The 21703-nt window shown below is 72.9% G+C and carries 14 protein-coding genes; all 14 read left to right on the top strand.

Translation table 11 applies throughout. From position 1 onward, the window contains the following. Window positions 1–35: 35 nt before the first annotated feature. On the top strand, window positions 36–6089 hold the full coding sequence (locus tag IEJ02_RS39965; RefSeq protein ID WP_191069272.1) for an SDR family oxidoreductase: 6054 nt from the start codon (window positions 36–38) through the stop codon (window positions 6087–6089). Beyond that, entirely contained in the window at window positions 6086–8488 is a 2403-nt protein-coding gene (locus IEJ02_RS39960; RefSeq protein WP_191069271.1) for an SDR family NAD(P)-dependent oxidoreductase, read from the top strand. The genes IEJ02_RS39965 and IEJ02_RS39960 overlap by 4 nt, the downstream gene beginning before the upstream one ends. 11 nt (window positions 8489–8499) lie before the next feature. After that, a complete protein-coding gene (locus IEJ02_RS39955) occupies window positions 8500–8937 on the top strand; it encodes an ester cyclase (RefSeq protein WP_162001940.1) in 438 nt (145 codons plus the stop codon). Continuing rightward, window positions 8934–9860 (top strand): SDR family NAD(P)-dependent oxidoreductase, encoded by a 927-nt coding sequence (locus tag IEJ02_RS39950; RefSeq protein ID WP_191069270.1) that lies wholly within the window; start codon window positions 8934–8936, stop codon window positions 9858–9860. Before IEJ02_RS39955 ends, IEJ02_RS39950 begins: the two co-directional genes overlap by 4 nt. After that, window positions 9857–11290 carry a cytochrome P450 gene (locus IEJ02_RS39945; protein ID WP_191069269.1) on the top strand — a complete coding sequence of 478 codons (1434 nt, stop codon included), beginning with the start codon at window positions 9857–9859 and terminating at the stop codon, window positions 11288–11290. Before IEJ02_RS39950 ends, IEJ02_RS39945 begins: the two co-directional genes overlap by 4 nt. A 731-nt stretch (window positions 11291–12021) precedes the next feature. Continuing rightward, entirely contained in the window at window positions 12022–12762 is a 741-nt protein-coding gene (locus IEJ02_RS39940) for a TetR/AcrR family transcriptional regulator (protein WP_137980242.1), read from the top strand. Between the two features lie 444 nt (window positions 12763–13206). Next, window positions 13207–14070, top strand: coding sequence for a squalene synthase HpnC (gene hpnC, locus IEJ02_RS39935; RefSeq protein WP_191069298.1), 864 nt, complete (start codon window positions 13207–13209; stop codon window positions 14068–14070). Beyond that, complete coding sequence (gene hpnD / locus IEJ02_RS39930) at window positions 14067–15029, top strand: presqualene diphosphate synthase HpnD (RefSeq protein WP_191069268.1); 963 nt, start codon at window positions 14067–14069, stop codon at window positions 15027–15029. The genes hpnC and hpnD overlap by 4 nt, the downstream gene beginning before the upstream one ends. Continuing rightward, on the top strand, window positions 15026–16501 hold the full coding sequence (gene hpnE, locus IEJ02_RS39925) for a hydroxysqualene dehydroxylase HpnE (protein ID WP_275562269.1): 1476 nt from the start codon (window positions 15026–15028) through the stop codon (window positions 16499–16501). The genes hpnD and hpnE overlap by 4 nt, the downstream gene beginning before the upstream one ends. After that, the gene (locus tag IEJ02_RS39920) at window positions 16498–17595 is read left to right on the top strand and encodes a polyprenyl synthetase family protein (protein ID WP_191069267.1); all 1098 of its coding nucleotides are present in this window, start codon (window positions 16498–16500) and stop codon (window positions 17593–17595) included. The genes hpnE and IEJ02_RS39920 overlap by 4 nt, the downstream gene beginning before the upstream one ends. A 105-nt stretch (window positions 17596–17700) precedes the next feature. Next, window positions 17701–19647 (top strand): squalene--hopene cyclase, encoded by a 1947-nt coding sequence (shc, locus tag IEJ02_RS39915; RefSeq protein WP_191069266.1) that lies wholly within the window; start codon window positions 17701–17703, stop codon window positions 19645–19647. Continuing rightward, entirely contained in the window at window positions 19647–20423 is a 777-nt protein-coding gene (locus tag IEJ02_RS39910; protein ID WP_191069265.1) for a phosphorylase family protein, read from the top strand. The genes shc and IEJ02_RS39910 overlap by 1 nt, the downstream gene beginning before the upstream one ends. Further along, on the top strand, window positions 20374–21399 hold the full coding sequence (gene hpnH / locus IEJ02_RS39905; protein ID WP_137980246.1) for an adenosyl-hopene transferase HpnH: 1026 nt from the start codon (window positions 20374–20376) through the stop codon (window positions 21397–21399). Before IEJ02_RS39910 ends, hpnH begins: the two co-directional genes overlap by 50 nt. A 4-nt stretch (window positions 21400–21403) precedes the next feature. Then, on the top strand, window positions 21404–21703 hold a 300-nt coding region (locus tag IEJ02_RS39900), incomplete at its 3' end, for a flavodoxin-dependent (E)-4-hydroxy-3-methylbut-2-enyl-diphosphate synthase (RefSeq protein ID WP_223865227.1).

Here is a 21703-nt window from a genome sequence, read left to right as displayed (position 1 = left end):
GCGCCCCCCTCGTCGCGGAAGGAGTCAGTCGTTCCATGAAAGACCTCACGGGGAAGGTGGCCCTGGTCACCGGAGGCTCCAAGGGCGTGGGCAAGGCGATCGCGCGGACCCTCGCGGCCCGGGGCGCCGATATCGTCCTCAACTACTTCCACTCGCACGACCAGGCCAAGCGCACCAGGGACGAACTGGTGGCAAGCGGCGCCCGGGTCGAGCTCGCACGGGCCTCGGTGGCCCGGCAGGAGCAGGTCGACCGGATGTTCGCCGAGATCGAGGAGCGCCACGGGCGGCTGGACATCCTGGTCAACAGCGCCGCCAACGGGGCCCTGCTGCCCCTGGCCGAGGTGACCGACGAAGACATCGCCAAGGCCATCGACACCAACTACAAGGGCGGACTGCGCTGCGCCCGCGCCGCGGCCCCGCTGATGGCGCGGGGCGGCGGCGGGTCGATCGTCACCGTCTCGGCCCTGGGCGGCTCGCAGATGGTGATGGCCAACTACTCGGCCTGCGCCCCCGCCAAGGCGGCCGCCGAGGCGGCCACCCGCTATCTCGCCGTGGAGTACGCCCCGCTGGGCATCCGGGTGAACACCGCCTCGGCCGCCATGCTGGAGAGCGAGGTCGCGGACAAGTTCCCGCGGGCCCGGGAGATGCAGGAGGTGATCGCCAGGGCGACCCCGTTCGGACGGCTGGGCACCCCGGAGGAGTTCGCCGACGTCGTCGCCTTCCTGGCCTCCGACGCCTCGCGGTGGATCACCGGACAGGTGGTGCTCGCCGACGGGGGACTGACGCTGGGCGCCGCCCTCATGTCGCCGCCCGCCGCGGCCCCCGTACGGGAGGAGGCCGCACCGGAGCCGGAGCCCGTCGCGGCCCCCGAGCCCGTCCTGGCGCCCGAGCCCCAGCCCGTGGTGACGCCCGGGCTCCAGCCCGTCGTGGCGCCCGAGCCCGTCGTGGCGCCCGAGCCCGTCGCGGCCCAGCCCGCTCCGGCCCCCGAGCTGCCCGCCGACGTCCCCGACGTCCCCGACGTCCCCGACGTCCCCGACGACGCGATCGCCGTCGTCGGCATGGGCCTGGCGGTCGCCGGGGCGAACAGCCCCGAGGAGTTCTGGAAGCTCCGTACGACCGGTGACGAGCTGTTCGTCAAGATCCCCCGGGACCGCTGGCGGCACGAGAACTTCCACGCCGTCGACACCGCCGCCGAGGACAAGGCGTACGCCGACCGCTGCGTCTTCATCACCGACTTCCAGGCCGCCCCCGGCTCCGTCGACAGCATGGCCGAGGGCCCGGACGACCACGAGCTGACCACCATGTGGCTGCGCCACAGCCTGGTCCAGGCCCTGGACGGGGTGCGCCACCAGGACTCCGACCGCTGCTCCTTCGTCGTCGGCTACACCCCCGACGGCAGCCAGCACCTGGAAGAGGCCGGGGTGCTGGACAGCGTCACCCGGATGACTCACGACATCCTTGAGGACCTGCCGCTGGACGACGGCGAGCGCACCGCCCTCGGCGGCGACATCGAGGCGGCCCTGAACCGCCGCTACTGGCGCGCGGAGCAGGACCGCTCGCGCTTCCTGCCGCACCGCGTCGGAGAGCTGGCGATGCGCGGTCTGCTGCCGCCCTCCACCGAGCTGCACATGGTGGACACCGCCTGCTCCTCGTCGCTGTACGCGATCGACATCGCGGCCAAGGGCCTGCTCATGGGCAAGCAGGACATCGCCGTCTGCGGCGGCGCCTTCGCGCTCGCGCCGCGTGGCACCGTGCTCTTCTCCAAGCTCCAGGGGCTCTCCAAGCGCGGTGAGGTGCACGCGCTGGACGAGGACGCCGATGGCGTGATCTTCGCCGACGGCGCCGCGCTGGTCGTCCTCAAGCGGCTGAGCCGGGCGCGGGCCGACGGGGACCAGGTGCTCGGCGTGCTCCGCGCCTTCGGCTCGTCCTCCGACGGCAAGGGCAAGGCCATCTACGCGCCCAACGCCGCCGGTCAGAGCCTGGCGGTGCGGCGCGCCCTGGAGGCGGGCGAGGTCGAGGGCGGCGCGGTGAGTTGGGTCAACGCCCACGCCACCGGCACCCCGGCCGGAGACCTCGCCGAGTTCACCACGCTGCGGGAGTACTACGGCACGGCCGGGCCCGCCGCGGTCACCTCCAACAAGTCCCTGATCGGCCACACCGGCTGGGCGGCGGGCGTGGTCTCGCTCATCGAGAACCTGCTGGGCCTGGCCGAGCACACCATCCCCGGTCAGTTCCGCTTCTCCAGGCCCCGCGAGGACTTCCGGCTCGCCGAGACCGGACTGGAGATCACCCCCGAGCACAAGGGCTGGCCGGAGCGGACGGGCGGCCCGCGGCTGGCCGCGGTGTCCGGCTTCGGCTTCGGCGGCACCAACGCCCATCTGATCGTCTCCGAGCACCGGGCGCGCCCCGCCGCCGAGAACGCCGCCGCCGACCGGGCCCCCGCGACCGTCACCAAGGTCCCGGACACCGGCAGCCGGGTGGCGATCGTCGGCTGGTCGGCCCATCTGCCGGGGCTGGAGGGCCGCGAGGAGGTCACCCGCTGGCTGGGCGGCGGCCCGCGCCCCCGCGACAGCTTCGGCGACGAGTACCCGGCGCCGCCGTTCAGCAAGGTCCGGCTGCCTCCGAAGACCATCCGCGCCCTGGACCGCTGCCAGCTGATGATCGTGGAGTGCGCCCATCAACTGCGCGACCAGATGCCGGACTTCTGGCGGGAGCGGGCGCTCAAGACCGGGGTGTTCGTCGGCCATATGGGCCCGACCCGCGCCGCGATGCTCTACGCCAACCGCTGCTACCTCGACGACATCGCCGAGGCGCTGGGCGAGCTGTCCTCCGACGCCCTGCCCGGTGTCCTGGAACGGCTCGGCGAGCGCGTGCGCGGCATGATCCCGGCCTCCAACGAGGACTCCTTCCCCGGTCAGATGCCCAACATCATCTCGGCCCGGGTGGCGAACTACTTCGACCTCAACGGCCCGAACATGACGATGGACTCCGGCTTCGCCTCCGCCGTCTCCTCCATCACCTCCGCGGGCCGCTATCTGCGCACCGGTGAGCTGGACTTCGCGCTCGCGGGCGGGATCAACGGCAACAGCCTCCCCGAGTACCGGACGCTGATCGGCGAGCTGCTGCCGCCGGAGGCCCGGGAACTCGCCGAGGGCGCCTTCCTGTTCGCGCTCACCACCGAGGAGCGGGCCCGCGCCGCCGGGCTCGACGTGCTCGCGTACGTGGACGAACCGCTCGGCGCCGTCGAGGCGGGGCGCGGGGAGGCCGCCCCGGAGGAGATCCTGCTGTGCGGTGCGCCCGCGCCCGAGCACGCCCGCTACCTGGGCGCGGCCGGCGGCCTCGCCGTCCTCAAGGCGCTGCACCGGCCCTCGGGGACCGTGGAGATCGCCACCGACGAGAGCGAGGGCGCCGCCGGTGCCCGGCTCCGGCTGACCATCCCGGGTGACGGCCCCGAGTCCCATGGCCCGGAGTCCGAGGGTCCCAAGGCGGTCCCGGCCGCGCTGCCCGCCGCGTTCGCCACCGACGGCCGGCTCGCGGACGGCACCCCCGTACGGGTCCGCCGCCAGGTGCCCGTCCTGACCGAGCTGCCCGCGCGCACCGTGCGCGAGCGCGTCCCGTTCCTCCCCGCCGGGGCGGTGGTGCTCACCGACGCCCCCGGGCCGCTCGCCGCCGCCGCGCCGCCGGACGCGGACCTCACCGTCCTGTCCACGGCGCCGCTCGCGGCCCCGCGCCCCGGCTGGCACCACCTGCCGGAGGTCACCGAGGAGTCGGTCCGCCGGGCCCTGGCGGGCGCGGGCCCCGGGGTCACCCACCTCAGGGTGGTGGGTGACCTCGGCCGGGCGGCCACGGACGGCCCCGCGCCCGTCCTCACCGCCCTGCACGACGCCGCCTATCTGACGCTCCAGCACCTCTACGACGACCTCGGCGACCCCGGCTCCTCGGCCGTGGCGCTGCTGCTGGACGCCGCGCCGGGCGGCATCCCGCATCCGTACACCGGGCTCTTCACCGGGCTGTGGAAGACCGCGGCCCTGGAGCGCGACGCCTGCCTCGCCTTCACGCTGTGCACCTCGGCCACCGACCTCACCGAGGCGATGGCCCGCGCGGAGGAGGAGAGCACGGCGGAGCGGGTCTTCCCGGCGGTGTTCGACCTCGACGGCGCGCGGATGGCGTATCTGCTCTCCGACGAGCCGAACGACCTGGGAGCGGGGGCGCCCGCCGTCCTCGGCCCGGATTCGGTCGTGGTGGTCGCCGGGGGCGCCCGGGGCATCACGGCCGAGGTGGTCAAGGCGGTGGCCGAGCACTTCCGGCCCCGGATCTACGTCCTGGGCAGCAACTCCCTCGACGACTACCCGCCGGAGACGTACCAGGGCACCGACGAGGAGTTCGCCGCCCGCCGGGCCGGCTACATCAAGACGGAGATCGCGCGGCGCGACGGCCGCACCGTGGCCGACATCAACCGCGCCTTCGACCGCATGGTCAACGCCCGCCGGGCGAAGCGGAACCTGGACGAGATGGCCGCCCACAGCGGCGCCGGCCGGGTCACCTACCTCGCCTGCGACATGCGCGACGGCGCGGCGGTGGACCGGGCGATCGGCCGGGTCCTGGACGAGCGGGGGCGGGTCGACCTGCTGGTCAACGCCGCCGGGCTGCAGCGCTCGGGGCTGATCAAGGACAAGGGCTTCGCCGAGTTCACCGCCATCCGCGATCTGAAGCTGGACTCCTACCTCCATCTCAAGCGCGCGCTGCGTACCGCACCGCCCCGGCTGTGGTGCAACTTCGGCTCGCTGCTGGGCTACTTCGGACAGCTGGGGGAGGCCGACTACGCCGCGGCCAACGACTTCCTGGCCGCCGCCGCGACCCACACCCGCGCCACCGACGCGCCGACGGACGAGTTCACCATCGGCTGGACGCTGTGGGAAGGCGTCGGCATGGGCGCCAACGAGCTGACCAAGGCGTACTACGAGCGCGCGGGCTCGTACAGCAACATGGCCATCGCCGAGGGCATCCACCACTTCGTCCAGGAGCTCCACGCCCCCGTGCGGCGCCCCTCCGTGGTCCACCTCGGCGATGCCGAGCGCGCCACGGTGGAGCGCTTCTACCCCGGCTACCTGGGCACCACCGGCGAGGCGGAGCGGCCCGGGTTCTTCCTGCGCCGGCTGGTGGAGTCCGACGAGCGGTCCGTGGTCTACGAGTGCCCCTTCGACCTGGACACCGACGGCTATCTCGAACACCACACGGTGCGCGGCGAGGCCACCCTGCCCGGCACCTTCGTCACCGAACTGGCCGCCGAGGCCGCCCGTGCCCTGGTCCCCGGCAAGCGGGTGATCGCCTTCGAGGACCTGCGCTTCGAGCACTTCCTGCGGGTCTACCGCGACATCCCGGCCGGCCCCAGGCGCATCCGCGCCGAGCTGGTGGACACCCCCGGGGACGTGACCGTCGTCCAGGTGCGGATCACCGAGGACGTGGTCGCGCCCAGCGGGGTGGTCCTGGTCAAGGACCGGGTGCACTTCCTGGCCCGGGTGCTGCTCGACAGCGAGTCGCCCACCGCGCCGCGCTGGGAGGAGTGGCCGACGGGGGAGGAGACCCCGGTGCCCGACCCGTACCACCAGCCCGGCTCCCCGGTGCGGCTGACGGGCCCCTTCGTCTCCACCACCGACACCCGGATCCACCCCCGGGGCAAGCGCGCCCGCTACGCGCCCGGCATCCCGGCCGGCGACCCGGTGTGGTCCCGCTTCACCGTGCCGAGCATCCTGCTCGACGGGCTGGCCCGGGTGGGCGTGCTGGACCTGGTCGACGGCCATCTGGTGCCGGTGGCCGCGCCGCTGTCCATCCGCCGGATCGATCTGTACGAGGAGATCAGCGACCACGACCTGGCCGCCTCCGGGGAGGGCATCGACCTCTTCGTCACCCCGCCCGGCTTCGATCTGACGGCCGACACCATCAGCAACCGCTTCGTGGCGGTGCGGCCCGACGGCCGGATGCTGCTCCAGATGAAGGACATGCGGGCCACCCTCATCGGCTACATCGACGCCGAGACCGGCGAGGCCGTCCCCCTGGAGCAGGCACCGGCGGGGGAGGACCGGACATGACCGCGACTCAGAAGGACGCGCCGGTCCAGCCGGTGACCCGGATGGTGTGGCGGCTCACCGAGCTGCCCCGCCCCGCCGGGCCGCACCCCCGGCTGGTGGGCTTGCGGGTGCTGCTGATCGGCGGCGAGGAGGACATCGCCGCCGGTGTGGAGCGCGAGCTGAAGGAGCACGGCGCGCTGGTGCGCCGGGGGCCCGACGGCCCCGGCCCCGTGGACGCCGTCGTCGACCTCACCGTGGGCCGGGCGTACGACCCGGACCGGGCCGCCTCCGCCGGGTCCTGGCGGCGGCCGCTGACCGAGACCGTGACCGCCCTGCGCGGGGTCTACGACGACTGGGCGGCCGAGACCGCCGCGGACCGGCTGTGCTACCTCGCCGTCAGCTACCTCGGCGGCGGGATGGGCCAGCATCCGCGGGACGGTCTCGAGCAGCCGCTGGGCGGCATCTGGGCGGGGCTCGCCAAGACCCTGCACCGGGAGTTCCCCAACGTGGCCGCCCGCGTCGTCGACATCGACCTGGCCGCCTCCGCCGAACTCCCCGGCATCGTCGCCGCCGAACTCGGACGCACCGGTGAGATCGAGGTCGGCTACCGCGACGGCCGCCGGTACACCCTCACCCCCGAGGACCGGCCCGTGGCCGCGCCCGCCCTCACCCTCGGCCCCGAGGACACCGTGCTGATCTCCGGCGGCGGCCGCGGCATCGGCTGGGAGCTGGCCCGGTCGCTGGCCGCCCGGCACGGCGTACGGGTCGTGGTGACCGGCCGGGAGCCGTTCCCCAGCGGGGACGAGCCCTGGTTCGGCGTGGACGAGGCCGGGTGGAGGCGTTACGAGAAGCAGGTCTGGGCGGGCCGCGCCAAGGGCGAGTCACCCGCCGTGGTCCGCGGCCGGCTGGCCCGCACCCGCCGGCTGTGGGAGCTGGCCACCCATGTGACCTCCGCCCGGCGGGAGGGGCTGCGCATCGAGTACGCGCGCTGCGACTTCACCGACCGCGCCCAGGTGCGCGCGCTCCTCCGGCGCGAGGACGCGCTGGAGGGCGGCCGGCTCGCCGGAGTGGTGCACAACGCCGGGGTGGACACCTCCGCCCGGCTGCCGAAGAAGACCGACGAGGAGATCCTGCGCACCGTCGAGGTCAAGATCGAGGGCTTCCTCAACGTCTTCGAGGAGGTGCGGGGGCGCGACCTGAAGTTCTTCTGCAGCGTCGGCTCCCTCACCGGACGGCTCGGCGGCATGGTCGGCCAGCTCGAGTACGCGGCGGCCAACGACGGTCTCGCGCGGCTGGGCCAGTGGGCCGCCCGCCGCGCCGCGTTCCCCGTGATGACCCTCGCCTGGCCCACCTGGGACCGCATCGGGCTGATCGCCAACTTCGCCGCCACCCTGCGCTACATGGCCGCGATCGACGTGGCCGACGGTCTTGAGCGCTGGCGGGCCGAACTGCTGGCGGGGTCCGAGGGCGAGGTCACCTTCGTCGGGCCGCTGGGCAAGGCCATCGACCCGGGGCAGGCCATCGGCTATCCGGTGGTGCCCGCGCTGCCCGGCTTCGCCACCGCCTATCCGAAGATCTTCCACCTCGGCGAGGTGACCTCCTACCAGCCGCACGCCCATCTGACGGCACGCGTCGTCCTCGACCCCGAACACACCCCCGCGCTCGGCGACTTCCGCATCGACGGCGCCCCCGCACTGCCGCCCTCCCTCCTGCTGGAGAACGCCCTGCGGGCCGCCGAATGGATCGTCCCGGAGGACTTCCCCGCGCTGCGGGCCGGTGCGCTGGAGGAGATCGTGGTGCCGCTGGCGCTGCTGCGCCTCGACGGCCCCGCGATCCGGCTGGTCCGCGAGATCCGCGGCTTCCACGAGGGGCACGACTGGATCGTGGAGGTCCGCTACCGCCACGAAGGCGCGGAGGGCGGCCCGGAGGCGAGCCTGCGCATCGTCCACGAGACCGGCGCGCCGCGGCCGCCCGCGCCGCCGCGCCCCGACGTCCAGCAGACCACCACCCTCCGCTCCGGGCCGCCCTTCCTGCACTGGCGCGGCGCCGTGGTGCCGCTCAGCGCATGGACGGCGGGGTCGGCGGGGTCGGCGGCGCCGGAGGGCGGCCGCCTGGTGGCCGAGGTCCCGCGCTGCCTGCCGGTCGACCTGTGGGCGACGCCGTACGTACCCGGGACCGCCCTTCCGATCGCCGCGCTGGAGAACGTGGTGCGGCGGTGCACCACCCGGGGCGACGGCCTCTCGGTCACCGCCGACCCCCTGATCCTCGGCCGGATCGCACCGCACTCCGCCGAGCGCGGACCCACCCGTGTCGAGGGCGATCCCTCGCTCGGCGTCTGGCGGATCACCGACGCAGACTCCGGGGACCCCGTGGCGACCGTCTCGGGACTCTCCGGCCCGCTGGGAAACACGACGGAATAGAAAGGCAGTTCATGTCCACTCCCGAGCAGAACAAGGCCGTCCTCGAGCGCTACTACGAGGAGTGCCTCAACAAGGGCAACCTGGACGTCATCTACGAGGGCGCCACCGAGGACCACATCAGCCACGGCACCGCCGCCAACGGCAAGGAGGGCGTGGAACACCTGAAGGAGTGGGTGCGGCTGCAGCGCGCCTCCTTCCCCGACCTCCACGTCACCGTGGACGACTGGATCCTGGAGGGGAACAAGGTCGTCAGCCGCTTCACCGCGCGCGGCACCCACACCGGCGACGACTACGCGGGACTCATCCCGGCGCAGGGCCGCAAGCTGGAGATCCCCGGCATCGTCATCGACGAGTTCAACGACGAGGGCAAGATCGTGGAGAGCTGGTTCTCCATGGACTCCTACGACCTCGCCACCCAGCTCGGGGCGTTCGACGCGCCCCCCGCGTGACCGGCCACGAGCCGGCCCCGGGCTCCGGGGCCGGCATCCCGGTCCTCATCACCGGCTGCTCCTCCGGAATCGGCCGCGCGTGCGCGCTGCGGCTGCACCGGGCCGGACACGCCGTGTACGCCACCGCGCGGCGGCCCGAGACGCTGGCGGAGCTCGCGGCGCTCGACATCCGCACCATGGCCCTCGACGTCACCGACGAGGAGTCCATGGCCACCGCGGTCGCCAAGGTCGAGGCGGAACACGGCGCGGTCGGGGCGCTGGTCAACAGCGCGGGCTACGCCATGTCGGGCTGTATCGAGGAGGCCTCCCTGGCCGAGGTGCGCGAGCAGTTCGAGACCAATGTGTACGGCCTGGTCCGGCTCAGCCAGCTGGTGCTGCCCGCGATGCGCGCCCACGGCGGCGGCACCATCGTCAACATCTCCTCCATCTTCGGCCGTTACGCCGTCCCCGGGTCGGGGTTCTACAACGCCACCAAGCACGCCGTGGAAGCGCTCAGCGACTCCCTGCGCAACGAGGTGGCCGACTTCGGGGTGCGGGTCGTGCTCGTCGAGCCGGGCCCGGTGCGCACCACCCGCTTCGGCGCCACCTACGTGGCCAATCTGCGGCCGGTGAGCCGGACGTACGAGACCTTCCGCCGGGAGAGCGCCGAGTACTTCGAGGCGATCTACACCGGCAGCCGCCGGACCCTGGCGGGCACCTTCGCGATCCAGTCGGACGATGTGGCCCGCCGGGTGGCGAAGGTGGTGGCCAAGGGCGCCCGCGGCTCCCGGCCGCGCGCCCGCTACCCCGTCGGACTCCTCGCCCACAGCACGATCGCCCTGCGGCGCCTCACCTCCGACGTCCTTTTCGACCATCTCTTCGTGCGCCGCCTGTTTCCGGTGCCCCGCGGGCCGCGGCCGCGAAAGCAAGGAGACCACCGATGACCACAGCGACCTCCGCGCCGCGCATCGCACCCGGCCCCAAGGGCGCCCCGCTGCTGGGCAGCCTGGGCCCCTGGAAGCGGAACACCGCCGAATTCCTGCTCGGTCTGCAGCGCGACCACGGCGAGATCGTCCGGATGCGGCTCGGCCCGTTCCTGGTGCACCAGGTGACCGAGCCCGAGGCGGTGCGCCGGGTGCTGGTGGAGAACAACGGCAACTACGTCCGCGGCCCGCTCTACGAGCAGTTCGGCGTCGTCATGGGCAAGGGACTGCTCACCACCGACGGCGAGTTCTGGCGCGCCCACCGGCGGGCGGTGCAGCCGGTCTTCCTCAAGAACGCCATCACCGACATCATCCCCAACATCGTCCGGGCCACCGAGGAGATGCTGGAGACCTGGGAGCGCAAGGCCGCCGCCGGTGAGCCGGTCGACCTGATGACCGACATGCTGCGGCTGACCCTGGTCACCCTCTCCCGCTCGCTGTTCGCCTACGACATCAAGCCGGACTCGGCCCTGCTGAAGACGATCGTGGACGATGTGGTGGAGGTGATGTTCCGCCGCGGCACCGCCACCGAGATGCTGCCCTCCTGGGTACCGACGGACCGTCAGCGCAAGATCCTCAGGATCCACCGGGTCTTCGACCGCATCGTGGCCGATGTGCGCCGGAGTTACGCCGAGACGGGGGAGGGGCCGCTGATCGCGCTGATGGAGCGGGCCACCGACCCGGCCACCGGTGAGCCCTGGACCGATCAGCAGATCAAGGACGAACTCCTCACGGTCTATCTGGCCGGCCACGAGACCACCGCCGTCGCCCTGTGCTGGACGCTGCTGTCGGTCGCCGCCCACCCCGCGGTCCAGGAGGAGCTGGACGCCGAGATCGCCACGGTGCTCGGCGGCGGGCTGCCGGACGCGGAGAGCGCCGAGGGGCTGACGTACACCAAGATGGTCGTCGACGAGAGCCTGCGGATGCACCCGCCCATCTGGATCTTCCCCCGGGCGGCGGTGGAGGCGGACACCCTCGGCGGCTACGACATCGAGCCGGGCTCCTCGATCCTGCTGTCCCCGCTGGTCTCCCACCACAACCCGCGCCACTGGGACAACCCGCTGGCCTTCGACCCGTACCGGTTCACCCCGCAGGCCATCAAGGAGCGGCCGCGGATGGCGTACCTCCCGTTCGGCTCGGGGCCCCGGCAGTGCGTCGGCAACTTCATGGCGCTGCTGGAGCTGCGCACCATCGTGGCCATGGTGAACCAGCGCTTCCGGGTCAGCCGGATCCCGGGGACCGAACTGCGGTACGGCTCACCGGTGATCTCGCTGCGGCCGCTCGAGGACGTGATGGTGACGGTGACTCCGCGCGAGCGCTCCACCGCCGCGCCCCGCCCGTCCCGCCGGACCGCTCCGGCCGCCCCCGCCGCCTGCCCCCATCACCCGTAGTCCGGAGGGCGGAAGCGGAATCGGAGCTCCGGGCCGGGTCGGCTCCGTCGCCTTTCCCGATTTCGCCCGCGCGACCCCGTCCGGGAAACCCGGCACACCGTCAGAAGCCGGGGTCCGTGGCGGTGGGGCGTTATCCACGGGACGCGGGCGCTTTTCAACGAAAACGCGTCCCGTGGTGATCCGCACGAGAATGCGGAAGGTGCGCGGCGGGACGCGAAGGACGAGGCCCGGGCCGACCGCGCGACAGCGCTCCGGCGCCGGGACGACGCCCTCCGGCGAGCCGCGGAATCCGTCCCCGGGCCGGGGCCGGAAATCCACCGCGCCGACCGGTCGGTTTTCTTGACGCTCCTGGTGGAAGGGTGGGGCGGCCCCTTTCGCCGGGTGCGCCGGGGCGGGCAGGAACGTCATTTCACGATCGCTAAGGCCGTTTACTCCCAGGCGGCGCCGAGTGCGGTCGTCCCCCGTCCCCCTTCCGCCCCCGAGATCACTCGCGCACAATGCCTCCGAATGAATGTCCGACGTATGTGCGGACGCTCCCCCGCGCCCCCGAGTGACCCGGATGGTGGTCGCTGAGCCATCCGGCGGGGCATCCCCGCGGATCTGTGGCAGGGTCAGGGGGCCAGCAGTTGAACCAGAGGCACTGTCGCCGCCGCTGTTCACTAAACGGAGGCGCTGTATCGTGTGCGTGTACGCCGGGTTGTCGAACGGCGCAGCATCAGGGAGGGGGACGCGTGTCGCCAGGGGAAGCGCACGTCGCACCGTACTCACGGCGCGAGCGGCTGCGCATCGCGACCATCCGTGAGATCAAGGACGTCGCCCGGACGCTCCTGGTCCAGGAGGGCCCGGAGAATGTGACCATCCGGGCCATCGCCCGTGAGATGGGCATGACCGCGCCGGCCGTCTACCGCTACTTCAGTAGCCGGGATGCGCTGATCCTTCAGCTGCGTGTGGACATTTTCGAGGAGATGGCCCGCTTCATGCGCGGTGTCCTCGGCCAGCATCCCGAGGAGGAGCCGGGCCGCCGGTGGATCAGCGGCGCCCGCGCGCTGCGCGTCTGGGCGATCAAGCACCCCCATGAGTTCGGGCTCATCCTCGGCCCCTGGGCCCCGGGACTCGGCCGTGAGGAGACCAAGCCCGAGCGCCATATGAGCTGGGTCTTCGGCTCCGTCTACTCGGATCTGGTCTCCGACCTGTGGCGGGTGCGGGGCTTCCCCGCCCCCGAGGTCGAGGAGCTCGACCCGGGCCTCGCGCGGACCCTCACCGCGCTCAGCGAGGACCAGGACGTCGACATGCCCCCCGGAGCCATCGCCGTGATGCTCCGCTGCTGGGTGCGGCTGTACGGGGTGATCTCCATGGAGGCGCTGGGCCACATGTCCTTCGCGCTCTCCGAGGGCCAGCACTTCTTCGAGTTCGAGCTCCGCGACCTGTGCCGGGTGCTGGACATCTCCGAGTTCTACGAAGAGGTCGTCTGAGGTCGTCCGAAGGCCCCCCCGGGACACCGGCCCGGGGGGGCCTTCGCCGGTCACCCGTCCGGCGCCCCGTCGAAGGTCACATCGGGGTATCGCTCCGTACATGTGTACACCGAGAGGCGTAAGCTGTGGCAATGCCCGTCCGGATCATGCCGGAGCCGGGCCCTTGTCGCCTGTTCGGGGGTCAGGGGCCGGGGCCCGTTGACAAGACGGAGCGGCGTGTCCGGATCGTGCCGACCCTGGTAACCGGTGTAGAACGGGGGATGTGACGGCATTGGCTACACGGCCCATCTCCAGCGCTCCCGGGGGGCCCGGTCGCCGGGACCCACGTGGCGTCCTGGGTCTCGCCCGTACGCCTGGCTGTCCACGGTGACCGTCGAGGACGAGCGCAGCGGGTCCCATACCACGTCGGGCAGCCGGAGCGGCGGGCAGGAAGCCGCTCGCGCCGTGCTCGCCAAGGCCGCCCACGAGAACTTCCCCGTGGCCCCCTTCTTCCTCCCCCGCGCCTGGCGCACCGATCTGATGGCCGTCTACGGCTACGCCCGGCTGGTCGACGACATCGGCGACGGCGATCTGGCCCCCGGTGGCGCCGACGCCGAGCTGCTGGGACTGGACCGCCACCGGGCGGACGACGCGCTCGCGATGCTGGACGCGTTCGAGGCCGACCTCCGCCGGGTCTTCCGGCCCGCCGCGGAGCCGCGCCATCCGCTGCTGCGGGCGCTGCGCCCCACCGTCCAGCGCCATGGGCTTGCCCAAGAGCCCTTCCTGGGGCTGATCGAGGCCAACCGCCAGGACCAGCGGATCCGGCGGTACGCCACCTATCAGGATCTGCTCGACTACTGCGAGCTGTCCGCCAACCCGGTCGGGCGGCTCGTCCTCGGCATCACCGGCACCGCGAGCCCCGAGCGGATCCGCCGCTCGGACGCCATCTGCACCGCCCTGCAGATCATCGAGCACCTTCAGGACGTGGCCGAGGACCTTCGCAGGGACCGCGTCTACCTGCCCGCCGAGGACATGAAACGCTTCGGTGTGACCGAGGCCGACCTCGCCGCCCCCAGGGGCGGCGTACGGTTGCGCGCGCTGGTCGCGAAGGAGGCGGAACGCGCCGCGGCCCTGCTGAATGAAGGCACCCCCCTGGTGGGTAGCGTCCACGGCAGGCTCAAGGTGCTGCTCGCCGGATTCGTGGCCGGGGGGCGGGCCGCCTTGCGGGCGGTCGCGGCCGCGGGACATGACGTACTCCCTGGACCGCCCAGGCCCACCAAGCTCAGCCTGCTGCGCGAGGTGGGGGCGACACTGCGAAGAGAGGGGTGAGCCGGACCGTGAAGGGATCTCCGCACGCGTCCGCACCAGTGCTCGCGGCGTACCGTTACTGCGAGGCCGTGACCGGCCACCAGGCCCGCAACTTCGCCTACGGCATCAGGCTGCTGCCGACGGAGAAGCGCCATGCGATGTCGGCCCTGTACGCCTTCTCCCGCCGGGTCGACGACATCGGCGACGGCCCCCTCGACCCGGAGGCCAAGCGCGCCCGGCTGGCGGACACCCGCGCCCTGCTGGACCGGATGCGGCGCGGCGGCATCGAGGAGGACGACACCGACCCCGTCGCCGTCGCCCTCGCCCATGCCGCACACCGCTTCCCGATCCCGCTGGACGCGCTGGACGAGCTGATCGACGGCGTGCTGATGGACGTGGCCGGGCAGACCTACGAGACCTGGGACGACCTCAAGGGCTACTGCCGCTGTGTGGCGGGCGCCATCGGACGGCTCTCGCTCGGCGTCTTCGGGACGGCCCCCCGTACCGGCCACAGCGAGGACGAGCTGGAGCGCGCCCCGGCTTACGCCGACACCCTCGGGCTCGCCCTCCAGCTGACCAACATCCTGCGCGACGTCCGCGAGGACGCCGCCACCGGGCGCACCTATCTGCCCGCCGACGACCTGGCCAAATTCGGCTGCACCGCCGCGTTCCACGGCTCCACCGCACCGCCGGACGCCGACTTCACCGGTCTGGTCCACTTCGAGGTGCGGCGGGCCAGGGCCCTGTTCGCCGAGGGCTTCCGGCTGCTGCCGCTGCTGGACCGCCGCAGCGGCGCGTGTGTGTCCGCCATGGCGGGCATCTACCGCAGGCTGCTGGACCGGATCGCCAAGGACCCCGCGGCCGTCCTGCGCGGCCGCGTCTCGCTGCCCGGCCATGAGAAGGCGTATGTGGCGGTGCGCGGGCTGGCCGGTCTCGACGCCCGCGCCGTGGAGCGCCGGGGCACCGGGAGGCCGGTGTGACCCACTCGACCCTGGACCCCGCCCCGGCCGCCGGGCGACGCCCCGCCGGGCGGAGCGCGCTGGTGGTCGGCGGTGGGCTCGCCGGTACGACGGCCGCGCTCGCGCTGGCCGACGCCGGGCTGCGGGTCACCCTGGTCGAGGGCCGCCCCCGCCTGGGTGGCCTCGCCTTCTCCTTCCACCGCTCCTCCCCGGCTGGCGTGCTCAGCGTCGACAACGGCCAGCATGTGCACTTGCGCTGCTGCACCGCCTACCAGTGGTTCCTGGAGCGGGTCGGCGCGGCCCGGCTCGCCCCGCTCCAGGGCCGGCTGGACGTCCCCGTCCTCGACGCCCGGGGGCGGAGCGGGCGGCGGCTCGGCCGGCTGCGCCGCACCGGCCTGCCGGTGCCGCTCCATCTGTCCGCGAGCCTGGCCACCTACCCCCATCTCTCCCTCGCCGAGCGCGCCCAGGTGGGCCGCGCCGCGCTCGCCCTGGGGCGGCTGGACCCCGAGGACCCGGCGCTGGACGGGGTGGACTTCGCCGGCTGGCTGCGCCGCCACGGCCAGTCGCCACGCGCCGTCGAGGCGCTGTGGGACCTGGTCGGCGTGGCCACGCTCAACGCCACCGCGCCCAACGTCTCGCTGGGCCTGGCCGCGATGGTCTTCAAGACCGGGCTGCTCTCCCGGCCCGGCGCCGCCGACATCGGCTGGGCCCGCGCCCCGCTCGGCGAGCTGCACCACACCCACGCCCGCCGCGCCCTGGACGCGGCGGGCGTGACCACCGAGCTGCGCACCCGGGTGACCGCCGTCACCCGTACCCCCGAGGGCCGCTGGAGGGCGGCCACCGCCGGGCGGCCGGGGGAGGAGCCGCAGGTCCAGGCGGACGTTCTCGTGCTGGCCGTACCGCAGCGCGAGGCGCACGCCCTGCTGCCCGACGGCGCCCTGGAGGACCCCGACCGGTTGCTGCGCATTGGCACCGCGCCCATCCTCAACCTGCACGTGGTCTACGACCGCACGGTGCTGCGCCGCCCCTTCTTCGCCGCGATCGGCTCCCCCGTCCAGTGGGTCTTCGACCGTACGGACGCCTCGGGGCTGAGGGACGCGCCCGGGGCCGGGGACAGCCAGTACCTGGCGGTCTCGCAGTCCGCCGCGTACGACGACATCGACCGCCCGGTGGCCGAGCTGCGCGCCCGCTATCTGCCCGAGCTGGAGCGGCTGCTCCCGGTCGCCCGAGGGGCGCGGGTGCGCGACTTCTTCGTCACCCGGGAGCGCACCGCCACCTTCGCCCCCGTCCCCGGCGTCGGCCGCCTCAGGCCCTCCGCCCCGACCGACGCGCCCGGCCTCTACCTGGCCGGCGCGTGGACCGCCACCGGCTGGCCCGCGACCATGGAGGGCGCCGTGCGCAGCGGGCTTTCCGCCGCCCGCGCGGCCCTGGGCCGCCCGCATGTGAACCCTCTCCCCGCCCCGGGCGGGGGGACGCCCAAGGAGGCGGCATGAGCACCACCACCAAAAACAGAGGAGAGACCGTGACTCCGGCGACCCCCGCTGTCGACACCGCAGGCGTCATGGCGCTGCTGGAGCGCGGCCGTACGCTCACCACGCCGGTGCTGCGCGCCGCCGTGGACCGGCTGGCCCCGCCCATGGACACCGTCGCCGCGTACCACTTCGGCTGGATCGACGCCGCGGGCAACCCGGCCGCGGGCGACGGCGGCAAGGCCGTCCGCCCCGCGCTCGCCCTGCTGTCCGCCGAGGCGGCGGGCGCCGCCCCCGAGACCGGGGTGCCCGGCGCGGTCGCGGTCGAGCTGGTGCACAACTTCTCGCTGCTCCACGACGACCTCATGGACGGGGACGAGCAGCGCCGCCACCGCGACACCGTCTGGCGGGTGCACGGCCCGGCCCAGGCCATCCTGGTCGGTGACGCCCTGTTCGCGCTGGCCAACGAGATACTGCTGGAGATCGGCACCGCCGAGGCCGGGCGGGCCACCCGCCGGCTCACCGCCGCCACCCGGAAGCTGATCGACGGCCAGGCCCAGGACATGTCCTATGAGCACCGCGAGCGGGTCACCGTCGCGGAGTGCCTGGAGATGGAGGGCAACAAGACCGGTGCCCTGCTCGCCTGCGCCGCCTCCATCGGCGCCGTGCTCGGCGGCGCCGACGACCGCACCGCCGACACCCTGGAGCGCTACGGCCACCACCTGGGCCTCGCCTTCCAGGCCGTCGACGACCTGCTCGGCATCTGGGGCGACCCGGAGGCGACCGGCAAGCGGACCTGGAGCGATCTGCGCCAGCGCAAGAAGTCCCTCCCCGTGGTCGCCGCGCTCGACGCCGGCGGCCCCGACTCCAAGCGGCTCGCCGAGATCCTCGCGGCCGACGCGCACAAGCCGGAGGAGGAGTTCGCCGACTTCTCGGAGGAAGAATTCGCCGTGCGCGCCGCGTTGATCGAGCAAGCGGGTGGCCGGGACTGGACCTCTCAGGAGGCCCGCAGACAGCATGCGACCGCCATGGAGGCGCTGGATTCGGTGGACATGCCCGCCGAGATCCGGGCGCGGTTCGTGGCGCTCGCCGACTTCGTCGTCGTACGAAAGAGATGATCGCCATGGACCGCTAGTTCGCAGTCGCCGGCCGGCACCCAGCCGGGGTGTCGGCCGACGGAAGCCCCAAAGACGGCAGATGAGCACACTGCAGAGGGGAAGCCATTGACAGCGACACCGACCGTCCAACCCTCCGAGTCATCCGAGTCCAAGACCTTGAGCGTCGCCCGTGAGGCGATGGCCCGCGCGGTGGACCACCTGCTGTCCCGCCAGGACGAGCGGGGCTGGTGGAAGGGCGACCTGGAGACCAACGTCACCATGGACGCCGAGGACCTGATGCTCCGCCAGTTCCTCGGCGTCCAGGACCCCGACACCCTCGACGCCGCGGCCCGCTATCTGCGCTCCCAGCAGGCCACCGACGGCACCTGGGCCACCTTCCACGGCGGGCCGCCCGAACTCTCCGCCACCATCGAGGCGTACGTCGCCCTGCGGCTGGCCGGCGATGAGCCCGACGCGCCCCATATGGCCGCCGCCTCCGCCTGGGTGCGCTCCCGGGGCGGGATCGCGAGCAGCCGGGTGTTCACCCGGATCTGGCTGGCCCTCTTCGGCTGGTGGCGCTGGGAGGACCTGCCCGAGCTGCCACCGGAGATCATCTACTTCCCGAAGTGGCTTCCGCTCAACATCTACGACTTCGGCTGCTGGGCCCGGCAGACCATCGTGCCCCTCACCATCGTCTCGGCCAAGCGCCCCGTGCGCCCGGCCCCCTTCCCCCTCGACGAGCTCCACACCGACCCCCGCAGGCCCAATCCGCCGCGCCCGCTCGCCCCCGTCGCCTCCTGGGACGGGGTCTTCCAGCGGCTGGACCGGGCGCTGCACGCCTACCACAAGGTCGCCTTCCGCCCGCTGCGCCGGGCCGCGCTGCGCTCCTGTGCCCGCTGGATCGTGGAGCGGCAGGAGAACGACGGCTGCTGGGGCGGCATCCAGCCACCCGCCGTCTACTCCGTCATCGCCCTCCACCTGCTCGGCTACGACCTCGACCACCCCGTGATGCGCGCCGGTCTGGAGTCGCTGGACCGGTTCGCGGTGTGGCGCGAGGACGGCAGCCGGATGATCGAAGCCTGTCAGTCCCCGGTCTGGGACACCTGCCTGGCCGCCATCGCGCTCGCCGACGCCGGTCTCGCCCCGGACCACCCGGCGCTGGTCAAGGCCGCCGACTGGATGCTGACCGAGCAGATCGACCGGCCCGGCGACTGGTCGGTCCGGCGGCCCGGGCTGCCCTCCGGCGGCTGGGCGTTCGAATTCCACAACGACAACTACCCCGACATCGACGACACCGCCGAGGTCATCCTGGCGCTGCGCCGGATCGACCACCCCGAGCCCGAGCGGATCGAGGCGGCCGTGCGGCGCGCCATGCGCTGGACCCTGGGCATGCAGTCGAAGAACGGGGCGTGGGGCGCGTTCGACGTCGACAACACCAGTCCACTCCCCAACAAGCTGCCGTTCTGCGACTTCGGTGAGGTCATCGACCCGCCGTCGGCCGATGTCACCGCGCATGTCGTGGAGATGCTGGCGCACGAGGGGCGGACGTACGACGCCCGCACCCGGCGCGGGATCTCCTGGCTGCTGTCCGAGCAGGAGCCGAGCGGCGCCTGGTTCGGCCGCTGGGGCACCAACTACGTCTACGGCACCGGCTCCGTCGTCCCCGCGCTGATCGCCGCGGGCGTCCCCGCCTCCCACCCGGCGGTCCGCCGGGCCGTCCGCTGGCTGGAGAGCGTCCAGAACGAGGACGGCGGCTGGGGCGAGGACCAGCGCTCCTACCTCGACGCCGAGTGGATGGGCCGGGGCGCCTCCACCGCCTCGCAGACGGCGTGGGCGCTGCTCGCGCTGCTGGCGGCGGGGGAGCGGGACGGCGCGGCCGTCGAGCGCGGGATCACCTGGCTCGCCCGGACCCAGCGGCAGGACGGCTCCTGGGACGAGCCGTACTTCACCGGCACCGGCTTCCCCTGGGACTTCTCCATCAACTACCACCTGTACCGGCAGGTCTTCCCGGTCACGGCACTGGGCCGGTATGTCCACGGCGAGCCCACCGGGGCGCGACCGCGGAGCAGTTGATGTCCGCCGATTCGGCCGCGGAGGCCGGCGGTGCGGCGCTGCTGATCGCCTGCGCGCTCGGCATCGAGCGGTTCGCCCTGCGCGGCGCCGACCTCGGCGCCGCCGCCGGGGCCGTGACCGTGCTGCGCACGGGCATGGGGCCGCGGTCGGCCGAGCGCGCCGTGACCCGGGCGCTCACCGGGAGGTCCGGTGAGGCCGGGGCACCCGGTCAGCCCGGTGAGCCCGGGGAGCGGCCCGCCGCGCCCGGGGAGCGGGCCACCGCCGTCATCGCCACCGGCTTCTGCGCCGGGCTGGCCCCGGGGATGCACCCCGGGGACCTCGTCGTGGCCGACGAGACCCGCGATCCGGCGGGCCGCACGGTGTGCACCGGCACCCGGATCCTCGCCCACGCCCTGTCACATCCCCTCTCCGGCGGCCCCCGCCGGGCCGTCCACATCGGCCCGGTGGTGGGCTCCGACCATGTGGTGCGCGGCGCGGAGCGGGCCGCGCTGCACAGCACCGGCGCCATCGCGGTGGACATGGAGTCCGCCGCGACCCTGCGCACCGCCGTCGGCCACGGCATCCGTCCGGTTGCGGCCGTCCGGGTGGTCGTGGACGCTCCTGAACATGAACTCGTCCGAATCGGCACACTACGCGGTGGAATATCGGCTTTCCGGGTCTTGAGGACCGTTCTTCCCGCTTTCTTTCACTGGCACCGTTCTTCGCTGCTCCCAGGAGGTGAGCTAGATGGCCATGCCTCTCCGCCAGACCATCCGGGTCGCGACGTATCTCTTTGAACAGAAAATGATCAAGCGACGGGACAAGTTCCCGTTGATCGTCGAGCTCGAGCCGCTGTTCGCGTGCAATCTCAAATGCGAGGGCTGCGGAAAGATCCAGCATCCGGCCGGGGTGCTCAAGCAGCGCATGCCGGTCGCCCAGGCGGTGGGCGCGGTGCTGGAGTCGGGTGCGCCGATGGTGTCCATCGCCGGCGGCGAACCCCTGATGCATCCACAGATCGACGAGATCGCACGGCAGCTGGTGGCGCGGAAGAAGTACGTCTTCCTCTGCACCAACGCGATGCTGTTGCGGAAGAAGATGCATCTGTTCAAGCCCTCCCCGTACTTCGCCTTCGCGGTGCACATCGACGGACTGCGGGAGCGGCATGACGAGTCGGTGGCGAAGGAGGGGGTGTTCGACGAGGCGGTGGAGGCCATCAAGGAGGCCAAGCGGCGCGGCTTCCGGGTCACCACCAATTCCACGTTCTTCAATACCGACACCCCGCAGACCGTCATCGACGTGCTCGACTTCCTCAATGACGAGCTCCAGGTGGACGAGATGATGATCTCGCCCGCCTACGCCTACGAGAAGGCGCCCGACCAGGAGCACTTCCTGGGCGTCGAGCAGACCCGCGAGCTGTTCCGCAAGGCGTTCGCCGGGGGCAACCGGCGCCGCTGGCGGCTCAACCACAGCCCGCTCTTCCTCGACTTCCTCGAGGGCAAGACGGACTTCCCGTGCACCGCCTGGGGCATCCCCAACTACTCCCTCTTCGGCTGGCAGCGCCCCTGCTACCTGATGAGCGACGGCTACGTCCCGACCTACCGCCAGCTGGTGGAGGAGACCGACTGGGACAGTTACGGCCGCGGCAAGGACCCGCGCTGTGACAACTGCATGGCCCACTGCGGCTATGAGCCCACCGCGGTCCTGGCGACCATGGGCTCCCTCAAGGAGTCGCTGCGCGCCGCCCGGGACACCGCCGCCGGAAGCCATGGGTGACGGGATGAGCGCGGTGGAACCGGTCGCACTCGGCCTGCCGTCCGTACCGGCCAGGCTCGCCGAGCGCAGGGTCAGCCGGAAGATCCAGGTCGGGTCGGTGGCGGTGGGTGGCGACGCGCCGATCTCGGTGCAGTCGATGACGACGACGGTGACGGCGGACATCGGTGCGACGTTGCAGCAGATCGCGGAGTTGACGGCGTCGGGGTGCCAGATCGTGCGGGTGGCGTGTCCGTCGCAGGATGACGCGGACGCGTTGCCGGTGATCGCGAAGAAGTCGCAGATTCCGGTGATCGCGGACATTCAT

Source organism: Streptomyces sp. 5-10, from assembly GCF_014712245.1.
Taxonomy (GTDB): Bacteria; Actinomycetota; Actinomycetes; order Streptomycetales; family Streptomycetaceae; genus Streptomyces; species Streptomyces violaceusniger.
The sequence above is the reverse complement of the archived record's forward strand: the minus strand, read 5'-3'. Positions and strand labels throughout refer to the sequence as shown.

What these genes read in the sequence shown, in the direction of transcription:
- IEJ02_RS39965 (WP_191069272.1), top strand. Translation starts at nt 36, where the DNA reads ATGAAAGACCTCACGGGGAAGGTGGCCCTGGTCACCGGAGGCTCCAAG.
- IEJ02_RS39960 (WP_191069271.1), top strand. Translation starts at nt 6,086, where the DNA reads ATGACCGCGACTCAGAAGGACGCGCCGGTCCAGCCGGTGACCCGGATG.
- IEJ02_RS39955 (WP_162001940.1), top strand. Translation starts at nt 8,500, where the DNA reads ATGTCCACTCCCGAGCAGAACAAGGCCGTCCTCGAGCGCTACTACGAG.
- IEJ02_RS39945 (WP_191069269.1), top strand. Translation starts at nt 9,857, where the DNA reads ATGACCACAGCGACCTCCGCGCCGCGCATCGCACCCGGCCCCAAGGGC.
- IEJ02_RS39920 (WP_191069267.1), top strand. Translation starts at nt 16,498, where the DNA reads ATGAGCACCACCACCAAAAACAGAGGAGAGACCGTGACTCCGGCGACC.
- IEJ02_RS39910 (WP_191069265.1), top strand. Translation starts at nt 19,647, where the DNA reads ATGTCCGCCGATTCGGCCGCGGAGGCCGGCGGTGCGGCGCTGCTGATC.
- hpnH (WP_137980246.1), top strand. Translation starts at nt 20,374, where the DNA reads ATGGCCATGCCTCTCCGCCAGACCATCCGGGTCGCGACGTATCTCTTT.